We start from the raw sequence: 26,091 nt of genomic DNA, 5'->3' as shown, positions 1-26,091 counted from the left end.
CTTTAGGCAAACGGATTTCGGGCGGGTGTCGGCCGCCAACCTCAAATCTCTCTCTGAACTGGCGTGATCACGGTTCGTGATCACATCGTTCGGACAAAACTGACGACAAGGAAGCAGTGGGGATGGAAGGGGGCATTCCGATGAGGGGTATTTTCCAACGCACCACCGATCCCGCACCGCAAACGCTGGATCTCTACGACGTCGCCTATCTGGCCGGCGCGCCGCAGCGCATGATGGAAGTCGCCCTCGTCGCGCTGCACGAGGGCGGCGTCATACGGATCCGCCTCTCGCGTGTGCGCGTCGTGGACGAACCGGCCGACCAGCCCGCCCACCCCGTCGAGCGCGCCGTCCTCGCCCTGTGCCGACGCCGCTCCCGGAGCACGATCTCCCTGCTCGGCGCGGTCGAGATCGGGCCCGAAGTGGAGGAAATCCACCGCCGCATGGTCTCCTCCGGCCTGATCACCCCCAGGCGCTGCCGCCTCACCCGCGCGGGCCGGCAGCACCTGGAGGCGGCCGAGCAGAGCGGGGCGTATCCCGCGTACGTCTTCGAGGGCCTCGCCGCGCTGCCGGACATTGCGCTGCGGTACCACATCGGCGAGGTGATGGAGCCGCCGCCCAGCCTCGGCCGCCGACTGATACGCCTGGGCGAGGCCCTCGACGGCTGGGAGTCGGACCGCGGCCACGACGGCGGCGGCCACTCCTGCGGTGGCGGTGGCGGTGGTGGCGGCAGCGACTGAAGTAGGCAGGGGTGCTCAGGTGTTCGGCGAAAGCGCCCTGACATGATCGGGGCGTGAAGGTCACGGGGAAACGATGGACACACCTCGCCCTGTACCTGGGGCTGGTGTGGGCGGCCGGGGCACTGGTGGTGCCGCGCGCCTACCGCATCGGCTTCGGTCACGGGCTCGGACTCGACGTCGACCGGCTGCCGGCGGTCGCGATCGGCGCGGCGGCCATGGTCAGCGTGCTCGCCGTCGGCGTGGCCCCGGTGGGCCACGTGGTGGCGCCGTGCCGCACGGCGGGCGGGCGGCTCGGCTGGGCCGTGACGGTGTTCCTCGGTGGCACGGTCGGGCTCGCGGCCGGGGTCGGTGCCTGGCACTCCGGTGCGCTGCACGTGGGCGGGCCCGCACAGCGCGCCGCGCTGTGCGGAGTGCCGTACGCGCTGGTGGCGGCGCTGTTCATCGCGGGCGTGACGGTCCGTCTGATCTCCGGTGTGGCGGTGCTCGGGGTGGTGGCGTACGGCACGGCCGTCACCCACAAGTCACAGCAGGAGAAGGAGATGCGGGGCCTGATGTCCGGCACCTCGCTGGCCCGTCAGGAGCTGCTGCTGCCCGACCCGCCCGCCGGGTACCGCGTGGACGAGGGCAACGGCGACCTGACCGCCGACGGCTTCCGGGTCCACTACCTCCCGTACGTCCCGGGCGCGGCGGGCGTCGCGCGGCCCGATGTGGCGTTCGCGGTGACCCGCGGCAGCGGGTCGCACGGCGACGGCATCACCGAGGTCACCCGGGAACTCGGCGGCGGGGCCGTCGAGTTCGTCCTGACGGCCCACCGCGACGGCGTACGGCTCACGGTGACCGCCCAGGGCACGACGGACCCGGCCGACCGGGACGAGCTGCGACGCATGCTGCGCACCGCACGCCCGGCGAGCGACGCCCAGGTGCTGCACGCGCTACGACGCCCCGCCGCCTGACCCGGCGTCCCCCTCCTCGACGGTCAGGCGGAGCAGCAGCGCCGCGGGGGAGTGGGGGAGCGTGACGGTGAGTTCGGCGCGGTCCGGCGCCCAGGCGGTCTCCGCGGCGGAGGCGGCCGGGTGGAGGTGTTCGATGCGGAGTGGGCGGCCCGCCGCGTGGGGGAGGGGCAGGGTCCGGGTCGGTGTCTCGTCGCCCCGGCGCCAGACCGTCACGTACGTCCGGCCGCCACCGGCACGCAGCCCCAGCGCCAGCCATGCGTCCGTCCACCCCGGCAGCCCCAGCGGCCAGAAGGGGACGGCCGAGGGCAGGTCGGGGCGCACCTGCCGGTACGCCGCCAGGGCGTCGCGTACGAGGTCCAATTGGGCCGGTGTCATCCGGTCGAGGTGGCCCGAGAGGTGGACGCGGCCCAGCAGCGCACCGGCCAGCGCGAAGCGGATCTCGTCGTCGGTGAAGCCGGGCTGCGGGTACGCCCACACCGCGCCCTGCTCCGGCGGCACCGCGGTCGGTGCGGCGGCGGCGATGGGCGGGTAGCGGAGCGGGTCCTGCTGGTCGCTGGTGGACTGGAGCTGGGTGAGGGCGAGCGAGGAGCCGTCCATGCGCAGGCCGCCCGAGGCGCAGTTCTCGATGACGAGCGCCGGGTGGCGGTCGAGCACGGCGGCCAGCCAGCGCTGATGGGCGCGGGCGTGGGCGAGCAGGCCCGCGCCGGGGGCGGCGTGGCCGTGTTCCGGATCCCAGTCCGTGCCCGGGGCGATGCTGATGTTGTAGTCGAGCTTGAGGTAGCCGACGCCCCAGTCGCCGACGAGGCGGTCGACGGTCGCGTCGAGGTGGCGGAGCGCGGCGGGGTGGCGCAGGTCGAGGTGGTGGCGGCCGTTCTCGGCGAGGCGTACGCCGTCGCGCTGGAAGAACGCGTCGTCCGGCAGGGCGGCGGCCACCGGGCTGCGGACGCCGACGACTTCGGGCTCCAGCCACAGCCCGGGGACCATGCCGAGGGAGCGGATGCGGTCGAGGACGAGCCGCAGCCCGCCGGGGAAACGGCGGGTGGACGGCTGCCAGGCGCCGACGCCGTCCCACCAGGCGCCGGTGTCGTCGTACCATCCGGCGTCGATGCAGAAGTACTCCGCCCCGGCCCGGGCGGCGGCGTCGATCAGGGGCAGCAGCCGCTCGGTGGTGGGGTCGCCCATCAGGGTGTTCATGTAGTCGTTGAACACGATGGGCAGCGCGGTGTGGTCGGGGTGCGGGCGCCGGACGGCCCGGCGGTACGCGGTGAGATGGGCCGTCGCCGCGTCGAAACCGCCCCGGTCGGCGAGCGCGAGGGCGACCGGGACAGTGGTGAACGACGCGCCGGGCGCCAGACGTTCGCGCCACTGGTGCTCGGCGTCGGTCGGGCCGCCGAGCGCGACGTACGTCCCGTGGGCCCGCTCCCCGGCCTCCCACCGCCACCCCACCGGCGACTCCACCTGCCAGAGCCAGGCCCGGCCGGTGGCGCGCTCGGTCAGGGCGCCCATCGGCAGATGGCCGTCGGTGGGCCAGCTGCCGACGCTGCCGAGGACGAGGGCGGCGCGGCTGTCGCGGCCGTGGGCGTGGCGCGACACGTCCACGATCCGGTCGCGCAGCGGTGCGGCGGCCCAACGGCACTCCGCCAGCCACTCGTTGTGCGCCCAGTGCACGTCGAGCGCGCCGGGGGAGGGGAGGCCGCCGAGGACGAGGCTGGGGACGGCCTGGACGACGAGCGGCTCCGTGCCCTCGTTCGTCAGCCGCACCTCGGAGCGCAGCACCGGCAGGCCGTCGGGGGAGGAGAGGCGGACCTCGGCGGTGAGGCCGGAGCCGGGGTCGTGGAGGTCGAGCGTCAACCGGTGCCAGCCGCCGCCGTTGTCGTGGTCGCCGCTGCCGCCGCCGCTGCCGTCGCCGTTGCCGCCGTCGCCGTCGTCCGTCTCGGTCCGGTGGCCGCGGTAGCGCAGCCGCGCGCCGAGCGCCGTCTCGATGCCGCGCTGCCCCGACCAGTCGCTGCCGTGGCCGAGCGCCAGCACCTCGACCACGGGGAGCGGGGCGGCGTCGGTCGGCGACGCGGTGTCGTGGGGTGGCGGGATGTCCGGCGACGCGGTGCCGTCCGGCGATGCGGTGCCGTCGGGTGACAGGGTGTCGTCCGGTGGCGGGGCGTCGTCCGGGGGGCCCAGCCGTACCAGCCGGAGCACCCCGTCCGGCCCGGTCGCGAACGCGGCCGCCAGCGCCGAATGGCCCCATGTGAACGTCTCCCGCACGCCACGCCCCTTCCACCCGCAACCGCTTGACGAGTCCCTTGACGGCCACTGTGTGACCGGTCACAATCCTGGCGTGCATGTGACCGGTCACACAAGAGGCGGCAAGCGGCCCGGCATCCGCGACGTCGCCACCGCCGCGGGCGTCTCGTACCAGACCGTCTCCCGGGTGATCAACGACCATCCGAGCGTCAAACCGGCCACCCGCGAACGCGTCCTCGCCGCGATCCAGACCCTTGGCTTCCGCCGCAGCGCCACCGCGCTCGCCCTGGCCAGCGGCCGGACCCGGTCGGTCACCGTGCTGACCGCGAACACCACCCACTACGGCTACGCCGCCACCCTCCAGGGCATCGAGGAGGCCGCCCGCGCCGCCGGTTATACCGTCGCCATCGGCGTCCTGGAGTCCGACACCGTCGCCGACGTGCGGGCCGAGGTGCGGCGGGCCGCCGACACCGGCGGCGGGCTGATCGTGATGGCGTACGACACCGCCGGGGTCCGGGCCCTGGCCGCCGTACCCGACGAACTCCCGGTCGTGGGCGTCGTCGAGACCCCGTCGCGGCCGCCCGCCGGGCACCGCCCCTGGGTGTGGACGGACGACCGCGAGGCGGCCCGCACCGCCACCCGCCACCTGCTGGACCTCGGCCACGAGACGGTGCACTACGTCGCCATCCCCTCCAGCACCCGCCGCACCGGCCAGCGCACCGCGGGCTGGCGGGACGCGCTGCGCGCCGCCGGGGCGCCGGAGCCGCACCCGCTGGCCGGAAGCTGGGATCCGGCCGGGGGTTACCAGGCGGGGCGGCGGCTGGCCCGCGACCCGTCCGTCACCGCGATCCTGTGCGGCAACGACGACCTCGCGCTCGGCGTGATCCGGGCGCTGCACGAGGCGGGCCGGTCGATCCCGGGCGAGGTGAGCGTGGCCGGTTTCGACGACGCCCCGCACTCCGCGTTCCTCACGCCCTCCCTGACGACCGTACGACTCGACTTCACGGGCCTGGGCCGGGCCGCCTTCGGCCGGTTGTACGGCCTGCTGGAGGAGGCCGAACCGGTCGCGCCGCGCCCCGTCTCCGTACCGCTGCTGATCGTCCGCGAAAGCTCCGGCCCACCGCCGGCCACGTTACCGCCGAACCCACCCTCGGAGGTCCCCCGCGCATGAGCAGGTCCAGCAGGCCCAGTAGGTCCAGCAGATCCGATCGGTCCGGCAGGTCCGGCCGGTCCGGCAGATACCGGATACGAACGGCCGCCACCGCCACCGCCCTCGCCGCCGCGCTCCTCGCGGCGGCCGTCCCCGCCGACGCCGACACCCCCGCCGACGCCGACACCCCCGCGCCCGCCCCGAAGGCGGCCCAGGCCCTCTCCGTCGACCTCGCCGCCCCCGAGGGCCCCGTCCTGCGCGGCGCCAACGGATCGCTGTACGGCCTCAGCGACGACGGCGTGCCGACCGACGCCGCCCTCGCGCCGCTGAAGCTCACCACCGTCACCCAGAAGCCGGAGGGCGGCGCCCAGCACCCGAACGGCGACGCCGTCACCGTCTCGAAGTCGTTCTTCCGCAACGGCGGCCGCGACGTCCTGGTGATGATGCAGGACATCTACGCGAAGTGGCCGTACGAGGACCTGGGCATCGAGGACTACCTCACCAAGGTCGACAAGGTCGTCCGCGACGTAGCCGACGCCCCCAACAGCGAGCACTTCGTCTACGTCCCGTTCAACGAGCCCGACCAGATCTGGTACAAGCTCGGCGTCGCCGACCAGGCCACGTACGAGAAGAACCGCGACCGCTTCTTCCGCGACTGGAAGACCGTCCACGACCGCATCCGCGCCATCGACCCGGACGCCCGCATCGCGGGCCCCAACGAGTCCTCGTACCACTCCCGTCTGATGGGCGACTTCCTGACCTGGGCGAAGAAGGAGAACGTGCTGCCCCAGGTCACCACCTGGCATGAGCTGGGGCCGGACTCCCTGCGCGACTTCCAGAGCCACTACGACGACTACCGCGCCCTGGAGAAGCGCGCGGGGATCACACCGCGCCCGATCAACATCGACGAGTACGCCAACCGCCGAGATCTGTCCGTCCCCGGCCAACTGGTCCAGTGGGTCTCGATGTTCGAGCGCAACAAGGTCTACGCCGACCAGGCGTACTGGGACGCCGCGGGCAACCTCTCCGGCAGCGTCGCCCAGTCCAACATCCCCAACGGCGCGTGGTGGTTCTTCCGCTGGTACGCCACCATGACCGGCCGGACCGTCAAGGTCACCCCGCCCACCCCCGACGCCGTCGACACCCTCCAGGGCCTCGCCTCCTACGACACCGCCAAGCGCCAGGCGCAGGTGCTGCTCGGCGGGGCGGCGGGCGACGCGAACGTGACGGTCGGCCACGTCGACCCGAAGGTGTTCGGCCGCCAGGTCACCGCCGCCGTCTCGGAGGCCGCCTGGTCCGGCTACGAGGGCGCGCACGCCGCACCCCGCACGCTCGCCCGGATGAAGCTGACGGTCCGGCCCGACGGGTCGGTGACGGTGCCGCTCACGGCGATGGAGCGGATGTCCGCGTACCGGATCGTGCTCACCCCGGCGGGCAGCGGCACCCCGCAGCCCGCGCAGGTGCCGTGGCACGCGGCGTACGAGGCGGAGGACGCGGCGATCACGGCGGGCAAGGTCTACACCCAGGGCACCGTCTCCAACGCCAACGGCTACGCCGCCTCCGGCACCCAGGACGTCGGCTCCCTCAACCAGGACACCAGTAAGGTCGCCTTCACCGTGGACGTCCCCCGCTCCGGGGACTACGACCTCTCCGTCCTCTACGGCAACCAGAGCGGCGGCCCGGCCACCCAGCGGCTCACGGTCGACGGCGGCGCGGCCCGCACCGTCACCTACCCCTCCACCGAGAACTGGACCTACCGCGGCCTCAAGTCCTTCCCCGTCCGGCTCTCCGCGGGCCGCCATGTGATCGCCCTGGCGCACGACACCGCCGAGGTGACCCTCGACCGCTTCGACCTCACGGCCGCCACGAAGCCCTCCGCCGCGTACGAGGCCACGCTCGCCGACACCACCGGCAGCCCGTCCTACGACTACGGCTCGGCCAGCGGCACCGGCACCGGTGCACTGGTCCTGGACGGCCGGGACAGCGCGGTCTTCGACGTCTACGCACCCCGCGAGGGCTACTACACGGTGACGCCGCGCGCGACCGGCGGCCCACTGAAGCTCACCGCGCACGGGGCGACCACGACGACCTCCCAGCGGCTCTACCTGACCGCGGGCAACAACCGCGTCACCGCCGCCCCGGCCGGAGCGGCACCCGTCCGGCTGCGCTCGCTGGACGTCACGGGCGCGGGCGGCGACACGGCGGGGGTGCGCGGCTACGAGGCGGAGAGCGCCGCCCTGTCCGGCACCGCCAAGCCCGAGTCCGGCGCGCACGCCTCGGGCGGCCGCTACGTCGGATGGCTCGGCAACGGCGCGTCCAACACCGCCACCCTCACCGTCCAGGCCCCGGCGGCGGGGCGCTACCTGATGGCGGTCCGCTACGCCAACAACGAGCGGCGCGACAACGGCCACGCGTACAACACCGACATCGTCTCGCGCGGCGCGGACATCACGGTCGGCCAGGGGAAGCCCCGGCGCGTGATGTTCAAGAACACCTGGGGCTGGGACGACTACTGGACCCTCGCCGTCCCCGTCGACCTCGCCAAGGGCGCCAACACCGTCACGTTCGCCAACCCGGGCGCGTACGCCCCCAACCTCGACCGGATCGACCTGGCCCCGGTCATCGGCTGATCGCTCCCGCGTGATGCGCCCCGGTGCGACGTGCACCGCACCGGGGCGTGATCCCCGCCCCGGCGTCAGCGCGGTACGACGCCGGGGCGGCGTACATCCGGGCGCGGCTTCAGGCGGTGGCCGCGTCCTCGGTGGGGGTGGGGCAGCCGACGGTGGCGGTCACGGCGGTCAGCAGCACCACCGAGTCCTCCAGCGCGAGCATCCCGTGCCGCTCCTGGGGAATGCGCTCCACCTGCCCGGCGATGAGATCCGTGCGCACCCCGCGCCCGGTCAGCCGCACATGACCGTGCAGCACGTGCAGACTGGCCGCCGGGGGAGCGTTGTGCTCGTCCAGCTGACAACCGGAGACCATCGCGATCACGCTCTGCCGCAGCGGCCCGTCGTGCAGGAACAGATGAGCGCTGCGCCCGTGCGGATCGGCCTTCGCCTGGTCCAGATGGTGGCGCGCGAGCGCGGTGAGGTCATCCATGAGTGCCCCTCGATCGGCCTGATCTGTTCCTCGCCGGGTTCCCTCAATCGTCACCGGCTAGCGTGATGCGCGCCAGTTCGCACCCCCGCGACACCCCGAGAGAGGCAGCCGTGGCCGACTACCTGACCGTCCTGACGACCACCGACACCCCTGAGAAGGCGGAGGCGCTGGCGCGCGGCGCCGTGGAGGCCCGGGTGGCGGCCTGCGCGCAGATCAGCCAGCCGGTGACCTCCGTCTACCGGTGGCAGGACACCATCGAGACCGCCGCCGAGTGGCAGGTGCTGTTCAAGACGACCGCCGCGCGGTACGAGGAGCTGGAGGCGCACCTCCGCGAGGCGCACGACTACGAGACGCCGGAAGTGATCGCGACGCCGATCACGCAGGGCAGCGAGGACTATCTGGCGTGGGTGGTGGCGGAAGCAACGATCGACTGACAGAAATCAAAATCTGTCAGCTGCTATCCGCTATCCGACACCCGCTATCCACTATCCGTCCGTTGCCAACGCATCGCTGATACCCCGCTCCCGGGGCCCCAGGAAGTGCGGGTCGGGCCGGAACGTGGCGTCGAGCACCGCCTTGCTCGCCGCCACGGTCTCCCGCAGCCCGCCGAAGCCCCACGTCGCGTCGTGCGGTTCGTCCACCGCGACCCCGTACGCGTCGATCCCCGCCGCCCCGCACAGCGCCACTGCCCGGCGGATATGGAACCCCTGGCTCACCAGCACCGCCCGGTGCACCCCGAAGACGCGCCGCGCCCGGCTGCACGAGTCCCAGGTGTCGAAGCCCGCGAAGTCGCTGACGATCCGCCGGTCCGGCACGCCCCGCTTCACCAGATAGGCACGCATCGCGTTCGGCTCGTCGTAGTCGTCCCGGCTGTTGTCCCCGGTGACCAGCAGCGCCCGTACCTTCCCGTCCCGGTACAGCGCGACGGCGGCGTCCAGCCGGTGCGCCAGATACGGCGACGGCTCCCCGTTCCACAGCCCGGCCCCGAACACCACCCCGACCGGCGCCGAGGGTACGTCCCCGGCCGCCGCCCGCACCCGCCCCTCCGTACTCAGCCGCAGCCAGGTCGCGGGCAACAGCGCCAGCACGCTGACGAGCACGGCGACCTGAAACGCCCGCCGCCACCCCCGCCGCGTCCGCGGCAACCTCCGCCGTGCCCACCCGAGCATGCCCGCCTCCCCTTGGCCCCACCAGCACCATCGCGCTGTGTGACGCGACCAAGGGGCGCGGCGGTTGCGCCGGGCTATTCGGCGGCGTCGTCCTCTTCGGACTCCTCGGGAACAATGAATTCGCTGGTGTCGAGATCGAAGCCGAATGGAGCCGGGATGGGCAGCGGCTTGCCGAAGGGAACGGTCGTCCGGGCCCGGTAGCCGTGGTCCGACGGGTCCCAGAAGGCGGTGATCTCCTCGGCCTGCATGTCGAGTACGAGATACACCGGCACAGGGCGGCCGTAGACCTCGAGCTTCTCCTGCCAGTCGACGTCACGCGTGGAGACCGACGTCAACTCGGCGACGAGGGACAGCGCATCGCCGTCGACATGGCGCGCGTTGCCGCGGAAGGCCGCCAGGTCCGCGACGTGCAGGTCCGGTCCGTAGGCGCGCTCGGAGGAGGCGAAGCTGAAGAGGAACGGGATGGTGTCCGCGTCATGCCCCTCGGGGACATGAGCCGCAAGCTGAAGGCGTAATGACCTCATCTGGAGCTTGTAGAACGGGCTCGACCACGGCGACACGAGGATCTTCCCCCTGATGAGCTCGGCCTTGAAGCCGTCCGGGGTGTCCAGTTCCTCCGTGGTCCGGAGCAGAGCGTCGAATCCCGTGGTCATCGGCCGCTCCAATATCGCGGTCACCGCATCCTCCATCTGCTACGGAGCGTACTCTCGGCCTCACCGTAGCGACGGGCGGCACCAGGTATCCGTTATCCGTTCGCATTACCTCGAACGAGCGATGTGCCCCATCCCGCATAGCCTTGGGGGGTCATCCCGTACCAGCGAAACCAGCAGGTGATCCCAGCCGTGCCGCCGCTCCCCAAAGCCGAACTCCACCTCCACATCGAGGGCACCCTGGAGCCCGACCTCGCCTTCGCGCTCGCCGAGCGCAACGGCGTCGAGCTGCCCTACGCCACCCAGGACGAGCTGCGCGCCGCGTACTCCTTCACCGACCTCCAGGACTTCCTGAACCTCTACTACGCGCTGATGGCGGTCCTGCGCACCGAGGACGACTTCGCCGACCTCGCCGACGCCTACCTCGCCCGCGCCCGCGAGCAGGGCGTCCGGCACGCCGAGATCTTCTTCGACCCGCAGGCGCACACCGCCCGCGGTGTCGACATCGGCACCGTCATCCGCGGCCTCACCCGCGCCCTCGACGCCGCTCCCCGGACCCACGGCATCACCACCCGCCTGATCATGTGCTTCCTGCGGGACGAGTCCGCCGAATCGGCCCTGGCCACCTTCGAATCGGCGCGCCCCTACCTCGACCGGATCACCGCCGTCGGCCTCGACTCGGCCGAGGTCGGCCACCCGCCGTCGAAGTTCCGCGAGGTGTACGCGCTGGCGCGGGAGGCCGGGCTGAAGTGCGTCGCGCACGCGGGCGAGGAGGGGCCGCCCGCGTACGTCTGGGAGGCGCTGGACATCCTCGGGGTGGACCGCGTCGACCACGGCGTCCGCTGCCTGGAGGACGACGCCCTCGTGGCCCGACTGGTCGCCGACCAGGTGCCGCTGACCGTCTGCCCGCTCTCCAACGTCCGCCTCCGCGTCGTCGACCGGCTCGCCGACCACCCCCTCCCCGCGATGCTGGACGCCGGCCTGCTGGTGACCGTCAACTCCGACGACCCCTCCTACTTCGGCGGCTACGCGGAGGACAACTTCACCGCCGTACGGGACGCCCTCGGGCTCGACCGGGCGGCGCTGCGCACCCTGGCCCGCAACTCCTTCCGGGCGTCCTTCCTGGACGAGGAGACGCGGGCGGCGTACCTGAAGGAACTCGACGCGTCTTGACCTCAACCTTGGTTCAACTTCTACGTTCGTCGCCATGGAGTTCTCACACAGCGACACCGAACTGATCCGCCAGCCCATCGGCTACTGGAGCTGGGCCGCCTCCAAGGCGGTCGTCACCTACATCCGCGAAGGGCTGTCGGAATTCGGCCTCAGCCAGCCCCAGTGGTGGACGTTGAACCAGGTCCACGACGGCGGTGAGGACGGCCGCACCCGCGCCGAGGTGCGCGCCGTCCTCCAGGGCTATCTGGACGTGGGCGCCGCCCTGGAGCCCGAGATCGACGCCCTCCTGGACCGCGGCCTGCTCACCGCCACCGCCACTGCCGCCGCCGAGCGCCTCCACCTGACCCCCGAGGGCCGCGCGCTGCGCGCCCGGGCGGCGGAACGCCAGGTGGGAATGCGGGCGCGCATCCACGACGGCATCCCCGACGAGGACTACGTCGCCACCCTCAAGGTCCTCCAGCGCATGATCCACAACACCGGCGGCGAGGCCTGGCACCACTGACCGTCACCTCATCCCGCCCCACACCGCACCGTGAAGTCGACGCAATCACCCGTCACGGGCGCGCAACGGGGGCGCAATATGCCCCTGCCACAGTCGCGTCATGACAGCGTTGCTCCGCCCCTTCCCCTCCGGCCGCCCCACCGGCGAGCGTCCCCCGACGCTGGTCGCCGTGGCGCACGGCAGCCGGGACCCGGCGGCGCTGCGCACCGTGACGGCGCTCGTGAACGCGGTCCGGGCCCTGCGGCCCGATGTGCCCGTACGGCTCGGGCACATCGAGCTGAACCGGCCGCTGCTCGAGGACACCCTCGCCGCGCTCCGCGGCGAGGCCGTCCTCGTACCGCTGCTGCTCGGCCGCGGCTACCACGTCAAGGAGGACCTTCCGGCGGCGGCCGCGCGGGCCGCCCACCTCACCACGCGCATCGCCGCACCGCTCGGCCCCCACCCGCTCCTCGCCGAGGCCCTGCACGCGCGCCTGAACGAGGCCGGCCGGCGGCTGCGAGCCCCGCACCGCCCCGGGGCCGTCGTCCTGGCCGCCGCCGGTTCCCGTGACCCCGACGCGGCCGTCGACGCCGCCGCCACCGCCACCCTGCTCGGCGCCCGGCTGGGCGGCGTGCCGGTCGTCCCGGCGTACGCCTCCGCCGCCGGCCCCACCGTGGCCGACGCCGTACGCGCCCTCGCCCCGCACCACCGTGACATCGTCGTGGCCTCGTACTTCACCGCTCCCGGCCGCTTCGCCACCCAGTGCGCGGACGCCGCCCCCGGCGTCGCGGCGGCCCCGCTCGGCGCCCACCCGGCCGTCGCCCGGCTGGTGCTCCACCGCTACGAACAGGCCCTCGCCTGTGCTCCGCTGTCGTACCGGGCGGTTACCGTCGGTGTATGAGCCGCAGAGCAGGTCGTACGACACGTCACACCACGAACCACACCACCGCACCACCGACGACCCCCGGCTATGACGCGGCGGACCTGGAGCGCTGGGTCCAGGAGCCGGACAAGCGGCCCGGCCGGACGGCGTTCCAGCGGGACCGGGCCCGGGTGCTGCACTCGGCCGCGCTGCGCCGGCTGGCCGGAAAGACGCAGGTCGTGCCCGCCGCCCCGGCCACCGACGCGGACCTCGGCGGCACCTCCCGCATTCCGGCCTGGGACGCCACGCCCCGTACGCGCCTGACCCACTCCCTCGAATGCGCCCAGGTGGGCCGGGAGCTGGGGGCCGCCCTCGGCTGCGATCCGGATCTGGTGGAGATGGCCTGCCTCGCCCATGACCTCGGCCACCCGCCCTTCGGCCACAACGGCGAACAGGCCCTCAACGAGGTGGCCCGCGACTGCGGCGGCTTCGAGGGGAACGCCCAGTCGCTGCGGCTGCTGGCCCGGCTCGAACCGAAGCGGTTCGTCCCCGACGAGGAGACCGGCGAACCGGTCAGCGTCGGCCTCAACCTCACCCGGGCGGCCCTGGACGCGGCCACCAAATACCCCTGGCCGCGCGGCGGTCACCCCCGCGACCCGGACTCGCCGAAGTTCGGGGTGTACGAGGACGACCTGCCGGTCTTCGCCTGGTTCCGGCGCGGCGCGCCGGACCAGCGGACCCCGTTCGAGGCCCAGGTCATGGACTGGGCCGACGACGTGGCGTATTCGGTGCACGACGTCGAGGACGGCCTGCACGCGGGCCATCTCGACCCGAACAGCCTGCTCGCCGAGCCCGAGCGGCGCGAGGTGTTCGCCGTCGCCGCCGCCCGTTACGCGCCGGGCGCCGAGGCGGAGGAGCTGGCCGAGGCGCTGGACCGGCTGCTCGACCAGGAGTGGTGGCCGCACGGCTACGACGGCACGTCCGTCGCCCAAGCCCGCCTCAAGGACGCCACGAGCCAGCTGATCGGCCGGTTCTGCCTCGCCGCCGAGTCCGCCACCCGGGCGGCGTACGGCACGGGCCGGTTCACCCGCTACCGCGCCGAGCTGGTGGTGCCGCGCCCGGCCCGGCTGGAGTGCGCGGTGCTCAAGGCGGTCGCCGACCGTTACGTCATCCAGCGCGCCGACCAGGAGCTGGTCCGCGCCGATCAGCGCGTCGTGATCGCCGAACTGGGCGAGGCGCTGATCGCCCGCGCCCCCGACGGGCTCGACCCGCAGTTCCGCGCCCTGTTCGACACGGCCGACGCGGCGGGCGACGAGGCGGGGCGGCTGCGCGCCATCGTGGACCAGATCGCGGCCCTGACGGACGCCTCGGCCCGCTCCCTCCACGCCCGCCTCACGGCCCCGCGCTCGGTGCGCCACGTATGACCGCACCTGACCGGAAGTGGCCACCCACGATCGCGTACGACCGCCACCGCTCCGGTATCGCGCCCCACCCGGCCCGTTCCCGCCACTCCGCGCGGCCCCCTTCCGCCGTCACGCTTGGTGCGGGAGGCTCCCACGAGGCTCCCCATGGCCAAAGCTCCGGCTGATGCGACTGGTCGACGCGACCGGGGTAAAAGCAAACGCAGAGGCACCGCCCGGCAGCGAGGAGGAAACAAGTGGTCGACGCACACCAGACGTTCGTCATCGTCGGAGGGGGGCTGGCCGGGGCGAAAGCCGCGGAAACCCTTCGGTCGGAGGGCTTCACCGGCCGGGTGATCCTGATCTGTGACGAGCGCGACCACCCCTATGAGCGTCCGCCGCTGTCCAAGGGCTTCCTCACCGGCAGCCAGGAGCGCGACAGCGTCTTCGTCCACGAGCCCGCCTGGTACGCGCAGGCCGACATCGAACTCCACCTCGGCCAGCCCGCCACCCACCTGGACCGCGACGCCAAGGCCGTGACCCTCGGCGACGGCACCCGGATCCACTACGACCGGCTGCTGCTGGCCACCGGCGCCGAGCCGCGCCGCCTCGACATCCCGGGCACCGGCCTGGTCGGTGTCCACCACCTGCGCCGCCTCGCCCACGCCGAGCGGCTCAAGGGCGTCCTCACCAGCCTCGGCCGCGACAACGGACAGCTGGTCATCGCGGGCGCGGGGTGGATCGGCCTGGAGGTCGCGGCCGCCGCCCGCGGCTACGGCGCCGAGGTGACCATCGTCGAGCCCGAGCCGACCCCGCTCCACTCCGTCCTCGGCCCCGAACTGGGCGCCCTCTTCGCCGACCTGCACAGCGAGCACGGCGTCCGCTTCCACTTCGGGGCCAGGCTCAGCGCGATCACCGGCCAGGACGGCATGGTGCTCGCCGCCCTCACCGACGACGGCGAGGAGCACCCCTGCCACAGCGTGCTCGCCGCCATCGGAGCCGCCCCGCGCACCGCCCTCGCCGAGGCCGCCGGGCTGGAGGTGGTGGACCGGGCGTCGGGCGGCGGCATCGCCGTCGACGCGGCGCTGCGCACCAGCGACCCGGACATCTTCGCGACCGGCGACGCCGCCTCCGCCCCGCTCGCCTTCCTCGACGGCACCCCGGTGCGCGGCGCCCTCCCGCCCGGCGCCCGGCTGCGCGTCGAGCACTGGGCGAACGCGCTGAACGGCGGCCCGGCCGCCGCCCGCGCCATGCTCGGCCAGGACGTCTCGTACGACCGGGTGCCGTACTTCTTCTCCGACCAGTACGACGTCGGGCTGGAGTACTCCGGCTACGCGCCGCCCGGCTCGTACGACCAGGTGCTGATCCGCGGCGACGTCGGCAAGCGGCAGTTCATCGCCTTCTGGCTGAGCGACGGCCGGCTGCTGGCGGGCATGAACGTGAACGTGTGGGACGTCACCGGGCCCATCCAGCAGCTCATCCGCAGCGGCGCCCAGCCCGACCCGGGCGCCCTCGCCGACCCGTCCGTCCCGCTCACCTCCCTGCTGCCGTAGCAGCAAGGCCCCGGGCCGGGGCCCGACCCGTGCCGGACATCGGTGTCGGACCCCGGCCGTAGAATTCACGCGTGGCAGGCCGGATCAACGATGACGACGTAAGGGCGGTGCGGGACGCGGTCCCGATCGACGCCGTCGTATCCGAATACCTCCAGCTGCGGAACGCGGGCGGTGGCAATCTCAAGGGGCTCTGCCCCTTCCACGACGAGAAGTCGCCGTCCTTCCAGATCAGCCCCAGCAAGGGGCTCTATTACTGCTTCGGCTGCCAGGAGGGCGGCGACACCGTCGACTTCGTCATGAAGATCGACCACCTGTCGTTCTCGGAGACGATCGAGCGGCTCGCCTCCCAGGCCGGGATCACCCTGCGGTACGAGCAGGGCAGCGCCACCCCCGGCCGCCAGCAGGGCGAGCGCACCCGCCTGGTCGAGGCGCACCGGGCGGCCGCGCAGTTCTACGTCGAGCAGCTGGACGGCCCCGAGGCGGAGATCGGCCGCACGTTCCTCGCCGAGCGCGGCTTCGACCAGGCCGCCGCCCAGCACTTCGGCGTCGGGTACAGCCCGGCCGGGTGGGACCACCTCGTCCGCTTCCTGCGCGGCCGCGGCTTCACCGACCGCGAGCTGATCCTCTCCGGCCTCGCCCAGGACGGCCGCCGCGGCCCCATCGACCGCTTCCGCGGCCGCCTGATGTGGCCCATCCGCGACATCACCGGCGAGGTCGTCGGCTTCGGCGCCCGCAAGCTGCGCGACGACGACAACGGCCCCAAGTACCTCAACACCCCCGAGACCCCGCTCTACAAGAAGTCCCACGTCCTCTACGGGATCGACCTCGCCAAGAAGGACATCGCCAAGACCAGCCGCGCCGTGGTCGTCGAGGGGTACACCGACGTCATGGCCTGCCATCTGGCCGGGGTCACCACCGCCATCGCCACCTGCGGTACCTCCTTCGGCGGCGACCACATCAAGATCCTGCGGCGGCTGCTGATGGACAACTCCGGCGCCGAGGTCGTCTTCACCTTCGACGGCGACGCGGCGGGCCAGAAGGCCGCCCTGCGCGCCTTCGAGGACGACCAGAAGTTCGCCGCCGAGACCTACATCGCGATCACCCCGGGCGGTATGGACCCCTGCGAGCTGCGGCTCGCGCACGGCGACGACGCGGTCGAGGCGCTGGTCGAGAGCCGCACCCAGCTCTTCGAGTTCGCCATCCGGCAGATCGTCGGCCGGCACAACCTCGACACGGCGGTGGGCCGCGCCGCCGCCCTGGACGAGGCCGCGCCCGTTGTCGCGGGCATCAAGAACAGCTCCATCCAGCACGAGTCGGCCGTCCATCTGGCCGGGCTGCTGGGCATCCTCGACACCCAGTTCGTCGTCCAGCGCGTCAGCCAGCTCGCCCGGTGGGCGCGGGACCGCGGCCGGGGCGGCGATCAGCGCCCCGACCAGCGCGGCCGCCCGCAGCACCGGGGCGCCGCCCCCGGCGGGCCCGGCCAGGCCCAGGGCCCGGCGGCCCCGCCCGGACCCCGCGGCCCCGCCCTGAACCTCCGCAGCCCGGCCCACCGCGTCGAGCGCGAGCTGCTGAAGCTGGCCCTCCAGCGCCCCGAGCTGGTCTCCCCGGCCTTCGACGCCTACGGGGAGGACGAGTTCACCGCCCCGCCCTACGCCGCCGTGCGCCGCGCCATCGAGGTCGCGGGCGGTGCGGAGGCCGCCGACGCCGACTACCTGCGCCGCGTCCGCGAGGCCGCCCCCGACGACACGGTCCGCGCGATGGTCACCGAGCTGGCCGTGGAGCCCCTCCACACCCGCCGCGAGGCGGACGAGGCGTACGCGGGCGAGCAGCTGGTGAGGGTCCGCCAGGCCGCCGTCAACCACCGCATCACCGAAGTGCAGGGCACCCTCCAGCGCCTGGGCCAGCGCGCCGACCCGGCCCATCTGGCCGCCGTCCAGAACGAGCTGTGGGTCCTCCAGCAGTACGCCCAGTCCCTCCAGACCCAGGGCGCCGCGGCGCTCTAGCTGGCTGTAGCCGCGCTGTGGCCGTGCCGTAGCCGTGTCGTATCCGGACGCCGCGGACGTCGCGTAACCGGGCGGTCACCGGCCGCTGTGTAAAAAGTGCCCGCACGCCCCTCGTGGCGGGCGTGTGTCGTACTCCACACTGGTTGCGGTGCCTGAGTCCTCGGAGCGCGGCGGTGTTGGCCGGGTAGGCCGGGATCCCCCGCAGATCCGCTCATGATGTACGGGACGGACGGCGGCGTGGCCGGCGCATCCGTACCCGATCGTTCTGCCGCCTCAGCAGCGATCACCCTGGAGGTCGCCCCCGTGCAGACCCAGACCCTCACCGACGCGGCCCCCGTGGCGCCGCCGAACCCCCTGGCACCGTCGGCCATGGAGCCACCGGAACCGCCCCCGCTGCCCGACGCGGCCCGTGCCCCTGAGCCCCCGGACGCCCCGGAACCGCCGGAGCCCCCCGAGCCGCCGGAGCCCCCGGACGCCGCCGACACCCGGCAGGCCGACACCGGGCCCACCGACCCGGACCCCGAGAGCGCAGACACCGAAGCAGACACCGAACCCGACGCCGAGGCCGACAGCGGCCCCGCCGAGCGCCCCGCACGCCCCGAGACCACCGGCCCCTCCTCCGACCTCTTCCGCCAATATCTGCGCGAAATCGGCCGGATTCCGCTCCTCTCCGCCGCCGAGGAGGTCGAGCTGGCCCGCCGGGTCGAGGCGGGGCTGTTCGCCGAGGAGAAGCTCGCCTCCGCCCCCGACCTCGACAGCCAACTCGCCCTCGACCTCGACCGGTTGGTCGTCCTGGGCCGGATGGCCAAGCGCCGGCTGATCGAGGCCAACCTGCGCCTCGTCGTCTCCGTCGCCAAGCGCTACGTGGGCCGCGGCCTGACGATGCTGGACCTCGTCCAGGAGGGCAATCTCGGCCTGATCCGAGCGGTCGAGAAGTTCGACTACGCCCGCGGGTACAAGTTCTCGACGTACGCGACCTGGTGGATCCGCCAGGCCATGTCCCGCGCCCTCGCCGACCAGGCGCGCACCATCCGGGTGCCGGTCCACGTCGTCGAACTGATCAACCGGGTCGTCCGCGTCCAGCGCCGGATGCTCCAGGAGCGCGGCTACGAACCCACCCCCGAGGAGGTCGCGATCCACCTCGACCTCACCCCGGAGCGGGTCAGCGAGGTGCTGCGCCTCGCCCAGGAACCGGTGTCGCTGCACGCGCCGGTCGGGGAGGAGGACGACGTGGCGCTCGGCGACCTCATCGAGGACGGCGACGCCGCCTCACCGGTCGAGTCCGCGGCGTTCCTGCTGCTCCGCGAGCACCTGGAGGCCGTGCTGTCGACGCTCGGCGAGCGCGAGCGCAAGGTCGTGCAGCTCCGGTACGGACTGGCCGACGGCCGCCCCCGCACGCTGGAGGAGATCGGCCGGATCTTCGGCGTGACCCGGGAACGCATCCGCCAGATCGAGTCCAAGACCCTCAACAAGCTCCGCGACCACGCCTTCGCCGACCAACTCCGCGGCTACCTCGACTAGCCCCGCTACGCCCGCTACGGCGGCCCCGCTACGCCCGCAACGGCTTGGGCCGCGCTACGGCTGCGCCTCGAACGCCCCCGGGTGCGTCTGCTCCCGTACCGCCACGTACTGCTGCCGCACCGCCTGCCCCACCGCCAGGTCGTCGCCCGGCTCGAACACCTGGCTGGCGGCCGCGGGCCAGCGCGGCGGCTCGTGCGGGGACAGCGTCCCCTGCGCGGCGCCCAGCGCCCACGCGGCCTGCCGGGCGGCGCCCAGCGCGGCGTAGTCGGCCGGCTGCGGCACCACGATCTGCGCGCCCAGCAGCGCGGGCGCGATCGCCCGTACCGCCTGGAGATCGGCCGCCGGGCCCAGCAGGAACACCCGCCGCACCCCGACCCCGCGCCCGCGCAGGATGTCGAGCGCGTCGCCGAGCCCGCACAGCATGCCCTCGAACGCGGCCCGCGCCAGATGCTCCGGCTTCATCGACTCGCGCCGCAGCCCGGTCAGCGTCCCGGCGGTGTGCGGCAGGTACGGGGTCCGCTCGCCCTCCAGGTACGGCAGCATCACCATCCCGTACGACCCGGGGGTGGACTTCAGCGCGAGCGCCGACAGCCCCTCCAGGTCCGTGCCCAGCAGCTCCGCCGTACCGCGCAGCGCCCGCACCGCGTTCAGCGTGTGCACGACGGGCAGATGCATCCCGGTGGCGTCGGCGTACGACAGGATCGTGCCGGTGTGGTCGGCCAGCGCCTCGTGGTGGATGGAGAAGACCGAACCCGAGGCCCCCAGCGAGATCACCGCGTCGCCGACCCCCACGCCGAGACCGAAGGCCGCGGCCATGGTCTCGCCCGTACCGGCCGATATCAGCAGCCCCTCCGGCGTCTGCCCCGCGGCCTGGGCCGGTCCGATGACCTCCGGCAGCCGCACCTGGTGCCCGAGCGCCAGCTCGACCAGATCCGGCCGCCAGGCGCCGGTCGCCGCCGACCAGTAGCCGGTGCCGGAGGCCGTACCGCGGTCCGTCGTACGCCGCAGCGGCCGCCCGAGCAGCTGCCACACCAGCCAGTCGTGCGGCTGGAGCACCTCGGCCACCCGGCGCGCCGCATCCGGCTCCGACCGCGCCATCCAGCGCAGCTTCGCCACCGACTGGGCGGCGGTCGGCACCGCGCCCACGGCCTGGGCCCACGCCGCACGCCCGCCCAGCGTCTCGATCAGATCGGCGGCCGCAGACTGCACCCGCCGGTCGTTGCCCATCTGCGCGGGGCGCACCAGCGCCCCGTTGCCGTCCAGCGCCAGCAGCCCGTGCTGCTGCGCCGACACGCCGATGGCCTGCACCCCCTCCAGCAGCCCGCCCTCGGCGGCCTCCCCGAGGGAGAGCAGCCACGCCTGCGGGTCCACGTCATTGGGCGATCCACCGGAGGACGGCGCCGGGTGCGGCGCGTACCCCTGCTTGAGTACGGCACCCGTATCCGTATCGCAGACGACGATCCGTGTGCTCTCGGACGAACTGTCCAACCCGGCGACTATCCCCATGGACCAGATCATGCCACCGCGGCGGCTAGGTGTTGCTGGTGCCCCAGTCGTCCTCCTCCGCCGCGGAACGCGACTCCCGCTGCGCGATCTTGTCCCGCAGCGGCCGCACCTTGCCGAGCGCCTTCGTGGCGGCCTCCCGGCCGCCCAGCGCGGCCGACTCGGCGGTGTTGCGGACGGCCGGGTTCTGCGCGAGCCGCTGCGCGCACGCACGCAGCTGCTCATACCGCTCGCGGCCGGCCCGCGTGCCGAACACGTAACCCACAGCCAAACCGGTCATGAACGTCAGCCGGTAGCGCATCGACCTGCCCTTCTGGTTGTCCTTCGCGTCGGACCCCGGAGTCGTGCCGCACGTCTACCCGCACGCGCCACAGATCACCCTCCGATCACCCGCGGCCATACCGATTGGCGGAGCACCCCCCTGCTTGCGCTAATGTATGTGTCGCAGCGAACGCACGCCCTCCGGGAACCCCGGACGGGGGCGCGGTCGAGGCACACGGAGCAATCCCCTGTAGCTCAATTGGCAGAGCAGCCGGCTGTTAACCGGCAGGTTACTGGTTCGAGTCCAGTCGGGGGAGCTCGGTCCCCTGTAGCTCAATTGGCAGAGCATTCGGCTGTTAACCGGAGGGTTACTGGTTCGAGTCCAGTCGGGGGAGCAGCACGGGAGAGGACCCCTGACGGGGTCCTTTTTCATGCCCTCAACCCCTGATCACGGGCCTCTTCACCCTTGATCCACGGCATGCGGGCGCCCAACATCGGCCCGCCGAAGCAACAGATCGTATGAGCGGCTATGCTGCGGCAGACGGCGCGCACAGATGTGCACGACGCGCCGTTACGGGGCGGTAGCTCAGCCGGTTAGAGCAGCGGACTCATAATCCGTCGGTCGAGGGTTCGAGTCCCTCCCGCCCCACCACCACGGTTTCCTCAGAGAACCGTTTCTACCTGCGAAAACGTGAGAACGGGGATCGCCACTCCAGCGTGGTGATCCCCGTTCATCCGTTCAGAGCATGATCCAGTGGACACACAGGGGACAGGAGACCGGATCAGGGGACATGGGGGCTCTCACGCCGCCCCTGGCGCCTGTTCGAGGCCCGGTGAGCGCGCCTTCCCCTGGTTGGCGGCAGGCCCTTCGGCAATGCCCAGTTGTCCAGGCCCGGGGATTCGGAGCGGGTGTCGTGAAGCGCGTGAGCGAGAAGTCCGCTCGCTGCTCCTCCGGGTACCGGTGGTTGAAGTTCTCCACCCGGACAAGCTCCAAGTCGTTCGCGGCGCAGTGATCGCGTATCCACTTCACGGCCGCGTTGGCGGCGTCGTCCTGGCCACGGCTGGCTAGGGCGATCATGCCGAGGAGATCAGAGTCGGGTCGGCTCTGCGCGCCAACGGCCCAGTTGTCACCTGACTGCCGTGCGCCGTGGGCGAAGTAGAGGGCGATGTCGTTCCGCCAGGCTGTCTCGGGGATCTCCAGCGGGGTGCGTACCTGGAAGGGGACGTCGCGGGGGACGACGGCCATGACCGACTCGGCCTCGGCCCGCATCATCTCGGGTAGCACGCTGGTGTAGGTGTCGGACGTGATCTCGCGCGAGGAGTGCCCCAGTTTCTCCTGGACCACCTTGATGTCGGTTCGCCCCGGCTTCCAGGTCGTGTCCGACGACACCGGAGACCTGCCCGGCTGGGTGTTCATCGCTCCCGACCCCGGCGCCAAGGCCCGCACCGGCTTTGCGGGCGGAGACCTCGGCTACCTCGCCGTCATGCGCTGGGCCGGATGGGGCGTCATCACCGAACGCCTCCCCGGCGGCCTGTACGCCGCCTGCCATCCCGACCATCGGTACAACCCCTTCCCCACCGCCACGACCTCCTGACCCGGCCGCCCGTGCCCGGCCGCACCCACGAGCTGGCCGGGCTGCTGGTCTGCGCCATCAACGAGGGCGAGGACCCGCAAGGGCTTCTCAACCTCGCCCGCGAAACCCGGGCCGAACGGCTGGCGCACACCACGCACTCGGACCCAACGACGCACTGACCCAATACTGCGGCCCCGACACACCAGTCGGGGCCGCCCCAAGCAGAGGCACCAAGCATGATCCTTCAAGAACTTGCCGACACAGGCGCACAGCAACCCTCCGCTACCTGCACCAATACGCCATGTCGTTCGCAGCCGAGCACGGCCTCGAACTAGTCGTGGTCGACCACGTCATGAAGCGCACGGGAGAAGTCCGCACCCTCTACCAGGACCTCACCCGGAAAGGCTCCCGGTCCCTGAAGATCCCTATACGGATGTCCAACGGAGCCCCCGGCACCCGCTCCTGCACTGTCCAGTTCAAAATCAAGGTCATCGGCGATGAGCTCAAGCTGCGCGGCGCCAGCGCACAGCACCCCGCCACAGTCGGCATCGGTATCACCCTGGACGAGATCGACCGGGCGACTGCCTGATGGGACCATGAGCCCTCCAACGACTGTCGACTACCACAAGCGTTACGCCGGTCTCGGGTGCTACGCCACGATCAAGGAGAACGGCCCGCACTTCTGGTAGGGCGACAGACCCTTTGGTGCGCTGGTTACGGCTAAGTAAAGGCTGTTCGGCTCGCCCTTCGGATGAAGAAGGCTGAGCCCATTTCGCCGGTAAGGCACTCCGCTGCACGCGGGTTCGCCTCGCTCACCTCGCCGTGGTCCTACGTGCACCGATGGCGGTTCTCTGCTGATGTACCCAGCCGGAGGTGCCTCGGTTGCTGGCAGGAGTGGTTGTCGCAGGTGTGGCAGACGGTGGGGCTGTCGTTGTCCCGTCCCAGACGGGGGATCACGCCGTGCGCGAGCTGGTAGCCGTACAGGTGGCCGGGCACTGTGCCCCGGCGCCTCCTCCCGGGGCGGGAGGCTGCTCGGAAGCTGGCGTGGCCCCGTACTGGAGATCCCGCCGAAGAAGAACCAGCAGCTGTTCGCGAAGAGGTGCGGTGGATCTTGGCCCAGTAGCGGGCCCGGACCGAGTCCTTGGCCAGCCAGCCAGCCCATTCCACTGTTGGAATGCGCACGGGTGTCGGCTCTCCGACCAGGGCGAGCTGTTCGTCAATGGTGACGGCCCCGGACCGGTTCACCGCAGTGAGCGGGAACAGACCGGGCCCGAGATCGTTCTCAGAGGGCATCGGCCGGGCCGTCCGACGTGCCGACCGGTGCCTGAGCGGGCGCTGAGGGTGGAGGGGAAGCCCCGCGGTCGGGCAGCTCGGTTTCGACGCATGCGGGGCCGTTCAGCACGGGACCGCAGGGTCTCGATGACCTCCTTGGCACGAGCAGCGGTAACAGGCTTCGCCTCGCGCTCCACGCCCTCCGGGTAGCGGCCATCTCGCGAGTCTTCGCCCGAAGCGCTTCGACGGCGCGAACCCTGCGCCGCAGCTCTGAGCGGCTGTCTGCTTTCACTCCAGTGGCTGGCCAGGGCTCCGGCGGATCAAAATCCAGGTGCGTATGAGCTGGTTCGCACTCGTATACTCGTGCGAGCTCATGGAGGGGGAGGTGGAGACAGTGAAGCTTGCTGAGGCACTGGCAGAACGTGCGGAGGCGACCCGCCGTGTAGAGCAGCTGCGAGCGCGCGTTGTCAGCAGTGCGCGGTACCAGGAAGGGGAGACACCCGCCGAGGATGCAGCTCAGCTGTTGGCTGAGGCCGGTGAGGTGCTGGACGCTCTGGAAACGTTGATCCGGCGGATCAACCGGACCAATGCCACCGTGGAGATGGGCCCGGAAGGCACGCTCACCGATGCCCTCGCACGCCGGGATGTCCTGCGGTTGCGTCACTCCGTGGTCACCGCAGCGGCGGACGCAGCGGCGGGTAAGGGCGAGCGGGGATACGGCCGGCAGCTTCGGTCCGAGCTGATGATGCTTTCCGCGCTTCCGGTCGCGGAACTGCGCGGTCAGGCGGATGTACTCGCCCGGGAGATCCGAGAGGTCGACGTGCGAATCCAGCGTACGAACTGGGAGGTCGATCTGCTGGACTGAGTGGTCCAGCAAGCTGGGGCGATGTGGAGCAGGTAGCAGCTTCGGAGGCGTGCACACACCGAGGGCTGGCGGTTTTCCAGCCCACTCCTGGCGCGTGAAGAGCAACGCGGGGGTTCGACTCCCCATCAACAGTGCAGCTCAGTACCGCGTACAGGTAAAGGTGCACATCGCACAGCACATCACCACGTGCAGATCCGAGGCGGCGAGGGCGGGTTCGGGGCTTTCCACATCGCAGCATCTTGGAGAACGACGATCGCTGACGGACACTGTATGGCGATCTTGGCGGCGCTCCTGCATCTATCGCGAACGAGACTTCCGCGAAAGCCAGGTCGTTTGAGAACGCCGGCCACCGGGGCCGGTCTGACAACCGCGCAGGTCAGCAGCCCCGCCAGACGCAGTGCGACAGGACAGCAGGTCGCGCCTGTACCTCGTTCGCGTTGAAACGTCGACGCCTGGAAGGCCAAACGGCCGCGCCGGGAACAGCCGTCCCGGCGGCACGGTTGCATCGGCTGAGGGACCGGCGCCGCACGGGCGGGGAACACGGAGACCACAAGGTCGTCCGCCCCACCAGGATCCGGGCCCCAGGATCGCGGTACGCCCGCCGCGCGCTTGGATCAAGTCGTATTTCTGCAGGAGGACTGTTTCATGGCTGACCGGCCCTTGACGCTCATGGCAGTGCACGCCCACCCCGACGACGAGGCCACCGGGACCGGAGGGGTCCTCGCGCGTTACGCGGCGGAGGGCATCCGGACGGTTCTCGTGACGTGTACCGACGGCGGTTGCGGTGACGGACCGGGGGGTGTCAAGCCGGGCGATCCCGGGCACGATCCGGCGGCCGTCGCCTTCATGCGCCGTCAAGAACTCAAGGCGAGCTGTGACGTCCTGAAGGTCAGCGATCTGGAGATGCTGGACTATGCCGACTCCGGGATGACGGGCTGGCCGAGCAACGACGCCCCCGGATCCTTCTGGCAGACCCCCGTGGAGGAAGGCGCGGCCCGACTCGCGGAACTCATGCGGCACTACCGACCCGATGTGGTCGTCACCTACGACGAGAACGGCTTCTACGGCCACCCCGACCACATCCAGGCCCACCGCATCACGATGGCGGCGCTGGAGATGACCACGCTGACACCGAAGGTGTACTGGACCACGATGCCCCACTCGATGATGCAGCGGTTCGGCGAGATCATGCGCGAGTTTCATGAGGACATGCCGGAGCCGGATCCTGCCGAGGCCGCCGCGATGGCCGAGATCGGCCTCCCCGACGATGAGATCACCACGTGGGTGGACACCACCGCATTCAGCGGTCAGAAGTTCGATGCGCTGGCCGCGCACGCCAGTCAGGGCGAGAACATCTTCTTCCTCAAGATGGGCAAGGAGAGGTTCGGCGAGTTGATGGGCATGGAGACCTACGTACGTGTCAAGGACGCCACCGGCGCCGCCGTACCCGAGAACGATCTCTTCGCCGGGCTGCGCTGATCCGCCCTGCCGACCGGGGCCCGGGAAAGCTCATCGGCCGCGCCGCGCGATCGAGCGGGTCACACACCAGGAGGCTTGTCCACGCGAGTTCCGCTCAGGCAGCCCGCGTCCAGGCCCTCGCCGACGGCTCGCCGCGTGCCCACACTGC

General features: G+C 72.0%; 23 protein-coding genes and 3 tRNA genes. 20 read left to right on the top strand and 6 right to left on the bottom strand.

Annotated features, from left to right (window positions below; genetic code table 11):
- Window positions 1-140: 140 nt before the first annotated feature.
- Together HYQ63_RS14120 and HYQ63_RS14115 are read left to right on the top strand one after the other, a co-directional pair.
- Window positions 141-737, top strand: coding sequence for a TIGR04222 domain-containing membrane protein (locus HYQ63_RS14120; RefSeq protein WP_179934146.1), 597 nt, complete (start codon window positions 141-143; stop codon window positions 735-737).
- A gap of 53 nt (window positions 738-790) precedes the next feature.
- Window positions 791-1,690: a hypothetical protein gene (locus HYQ63_RS14115; RefSeq protein WP_179934145.1), complete on the top strand. Its 900-nt coding sequence runs from the start codon at window positions 791-793 to the stop codon at window positions 1,688-1,690.
- Here HYQ63_RS14115 and HYQ63_RS14110 read toward each other — a convergent pair.
- A complete protein-coding gene (locus HYQ63_RS14110) occupies window positions 1,670-3,949 on the bottom strand; it encodes an alpha-galactosidase (RefSeq protein WP_179934144.1) in 2,280 nt (759 codons plus the stop codon). The two genes, HYQ63_RS14115 and HYQ63_RS14110, sit on opposite strands and share 21 nt — an antisense overlap.
- A gap of 73 nt (window positions 3,950-4,022) precedes the next feature.
- Between HYQ63_RS14110 and HYQ63_RS14105 the strand changes: the two genes are divergently transcribed.
- Both HYQ63_RS14105 and HYQ63_RS14100 read left to right on the top strand, forming a co-directional pair.
- On the top strand, window positions 4,023-5,099 hold the full coding sequence (locus HYQ63_RS14105; protein WP_257231839.1) for a LacI family DNA-binding transcriptional regulator: 1,077 nt from the start codon (window positions 4,023-4,025) through the stop codon (window positions 5,097-5,099).
- Complete coding sequence (locus HYQ63_RS14100; protein ID WP_179934142.1) at window positions 5,096-7,708, top strand: CBM35 domain-containing protein; 2,613 nt, start codon at window positions 5,096-5,098, stop codon at window positions 7,706-7,708. Before HYQ63_RS14105 ends, HYQ63_RS14100 begins: the two co-directional genes overlap by 4 nt.
- Before the next feature lie 109 nt (window positions 7,709-7,817).
- On the opposite strand, the gene HYQ63_RS14095 is transcribed toward HYQ63_RS14100, so the two are convergent.
- Window positions 7,818-8,177: a cupin gene (locus HYQ63_RS14095; RefSeq protein ID WP_179934141.1), complete on the bottom strand. Its 360-nt coding sequence runs from the start codon at window positions 8,175-8,177 to the stop codon at window positions 7,818-7,820.
- A gap of 110 nt (window positions 8,178-8,287) precedes the next feature.
- On the opposite strand from HYQ63_RS14095, the gene cutA reads away from it, so the two are divergent.
- Window positions 8,288-8,611, top strand: coding sequence for a divalent-cation tolerance protein CutA (cutA, locus tag HYQ63_RS14090; RefSeq protein WP_257231838.1), 324 nt, complete (start codon window positions 8,288-8,290; stop codon window positions 8,609-8,611).
- Between the two features lie 51 nt (window positions 8,612-8,662).
- Here cutA and HYQ63_RS14085 read toward each other — a convergent pair whose 3' ends face one another.
- Both HYQ63_RS14085 and HYQ63_RS14080 read right to left on the bottom strand, forming a co-directional pair.
- Complete coding sequence (locus tag HYQ63_RS14085) at window positions 8,663-9,346, bottom strand: vancomycin high temperature exclusion protein (RefSeq protein WP_179934139.1); 684 nt, start codon at window positions 9,344-9,346, stop codon at window positions 8,663-8,665.
- 74 nt (window positions 9,347-9,420) lie between these two features.
- A complete protein-coding gene (locus HYQ63_RS14080) occupies window positions 9,421-10,023 on the bottom strand; it encodes a Uma2 family endonuclease (protein ID WP_257231837.1) in 603 nt (200 codons plus the stop codon).
- 165 nt (window positions 10,024-10,188) lie between these two features.
- Here HYQ63_RS14080 and HYQ63_RS14075 point away from each other — a divergent pair, with 165 nt between their 5' ends.
- From HYQ63_RS14075 to HYQ63_RS14045, 7 genes are all read left to right on the top strand, one after another.
- Window positions 10,189-11,169, top strand: coding sequence for an adenosine deaminase (locus tag HYQ63_RS14075; RefSeq protein ID WP_179934137.1), 981 nt, complete (start codon window positions 10,189-10,191; stop codon window positions 11,167-11,169).
- 34 nt (window positions 11,170-11,203) lie between these two features.
- Window positions 11,204-11,671, top strand: a complete 468-nt coding sequence (locus HYQ63_RS14070) for a MarR family winged helix-turn-helix transcriptional regulator (protein WP_179934136.1) — start codon at window positions 11,204-11,206, stop codon at window positions 11,669-11,671.
- A gap of 100 nt (window positions 11,672-11,771) precedes the next feature.
- The gene (locus HYQ63_RS14065; RefSeq protein ID WP_179934135.1) at window positions 11,772-12,551 is read left to right on the top strand and encodes a sirohydrochlorin chelatase; all 780 of its coding nucleotides are present in this window, start codon (window positions 11,772-11,774) and stop codon (window positions 12,549-12,551) included.
- Window positions 12,548-13,936, top strand: a complete 1,389-nt coding sequence (locus HYQ63_RS14060) for a deoxyguanosinetriphosphate triphosphohydrolase (protein WP_179934134.1) — start codon at window positions 12,548-12,550, stop codon at window positions 13,934-13,936. The genes HYQ63_RS14065 and HYQ63_RS14060 overlap by 4 nt, the downstream gene beginning before the upstream one ends.
- A 233-nt stretch (window positions 13,937-14,169) precedes the next feature.
- Entirely contained in the window at window positions 14,170-15,465 is a 1,296-nt protein-coding gene (locus tag HYQ63_RS14055; RefSeq protein WP_179934133.1) for an NAD(P)/FAD-dependent oxidoreductase, read from the top strand.
- Window positions 15,466-15,536: 71 nt separating this feature from the next.
- Entirely contained in the window at window positions 15,537-17,468 is a 1,932-nt protein-coding gene (gene dnaG, locus HYQ63_RS14050; RefSeq protein WP_179934132.1) for a DNA primase, read from the top strand.
- A gap of 213 nt (window positions 17,469-17,681) precedes the next feature.
- Complete coding sequence (locus HYQ63_RS14045; RefSeq protein ID WP_179934131.1) at window positions 17,682-18,989, top strand: RNA polymerase sigma factor; 1,308 nt, start codon at window positions 17,682-17,684, stop codon at window positions 18,987-18,989.
- 54 nt (window positions 18,990-19,043) lie between these two features.
- Here HYQ63_RS14045 and HYQ63_RS14040 read toward each other — a convergent pair whose 3' ends face one another.
- A complete protein-coding gene (locus HYQ63_RS14040) occupies window positions 19,044-20,495 on the bottom strand; it encodes an FGGY family carbohydrate kinase (RefSeq protein ID WP_179934130.1) in 1,452 nt (483 codons plus the stop codon).
- A gap of 25 nt (window positions 20,496-20,520) precedes the next feature.
- Window positions 20,521-20,793, bottom strand: a complete 273-nt coding sequence (locus HYQ63_RS14035) for a hypothetical protein (protein WP_009718110.1) — start codon at window positions 20,791-20,793, stop codon at window positions 20,521-20,523.
- 204 nt (window positions 20,794-20,997) lie between these two features.
- Between HYQ63_RS14035 and HYQ63_RS14030 the strand changes: the two genes are divergently transcribed.
- The 8 genes from HYQ63_RS14030 (at window position 20,998) to HYQ63_RS13995 (ending at window position 25,943) form a co-directional block, all read left to right on the top strand.
- Window positions 20,998-21,070: transfer RNA gene (locus HYQ63_RS14030), tRNA-Asn, on the top strand.
- A gap of 5 nt (window positions 21,071-21,075) precedes the next feature.
- A tRNA-Asn gene (locus HYQ63_RS14025) sits at window positions 21,076-21,148 on the top strand.
- A gap of 180 nt (window positions 21,149-21,328) precedes the next feature.
- Window positions 21,329-21,405: transfer RNA gene (locus HYQ63_RS14020), tRNA-Ile, on the top strand.
- Window positions 21,406-22,048: 643 nt separating this feature from the next.
- Window positions 22,049-22,348 carry a hypothetical protein gene (locus tag HYQ63_RS14015; RefSeq protein WP_179934129.1) on the top strand — a complete coding sequence of 100 codons (300 nt, stop codon included), beginning with the start codon at window positions 22,049-22,051 and terminating at the stop codon, window positions 22,346-22,348.
- Window positions 22,349-22,359: 11 nt separating this feature from the next.
- Window positions 22,360-22,506 carry a hypothetical protein gene (locus tag HYQ63_RS14010; protein WP_179934128.1) on the top strand — a complete coding sequence of 49 codons (147 nt, stop codon included), beginning with the start codon at window positions 22,360-22,362 and terminating at the stop codon, window positions 22,504-22,506.
- Window positions 22,507-22,628: 122 nt separating this feature from the next.
- Window positions 22,629-22,916, top strand: a complete 288-nt coding sequence (locus tag HYQ63_RS14005) for a hypothetical protein (RefSeq protein WP_179934127.1) — start codon at window positions 22,629-22,631, stop codon at window positions 22,914-22,916.
- A 1,077-nt stretch (window positions 22,917-23,993) separates the two neighbouring features.
- Entirely contained in the window at window positions 23,994-24,464 is a 471-nt protein-coding gene (locus tag HYQ63_RS14000) for a DIP1984 family protein (protein ID WP_179940075.1), read from the top strand.
- Between the two features lie 645 nt (window positions 24,465-25,109).
- A complete protein-coding gene (locus tag HYQ63_RS13995; RefSeq protein ID WP_179934126.1) occupies window positions 25,110-25,943 on the top strand; it encodes a PIG-L family deacetylase in 834 nt (277 codons plus the stop codon).
- Window positions 25,944-26,091 lie beyond the last annotated feature (148 nt).

It is taken from the genome of Streptomyces sp. Rer75, from assembly GCF_013414305.1.
In the GTDB taxonomy this organism is placed as follows: Bacteria; Actinomycetota; Actinomycetes; order Streptomycetales; family Streptomycetaceae; genus Streptomyces; species Streptomyces himastatinicus.
This window is presented reverse-complemented; position numbering and strand designations above follow the sequence as displayed.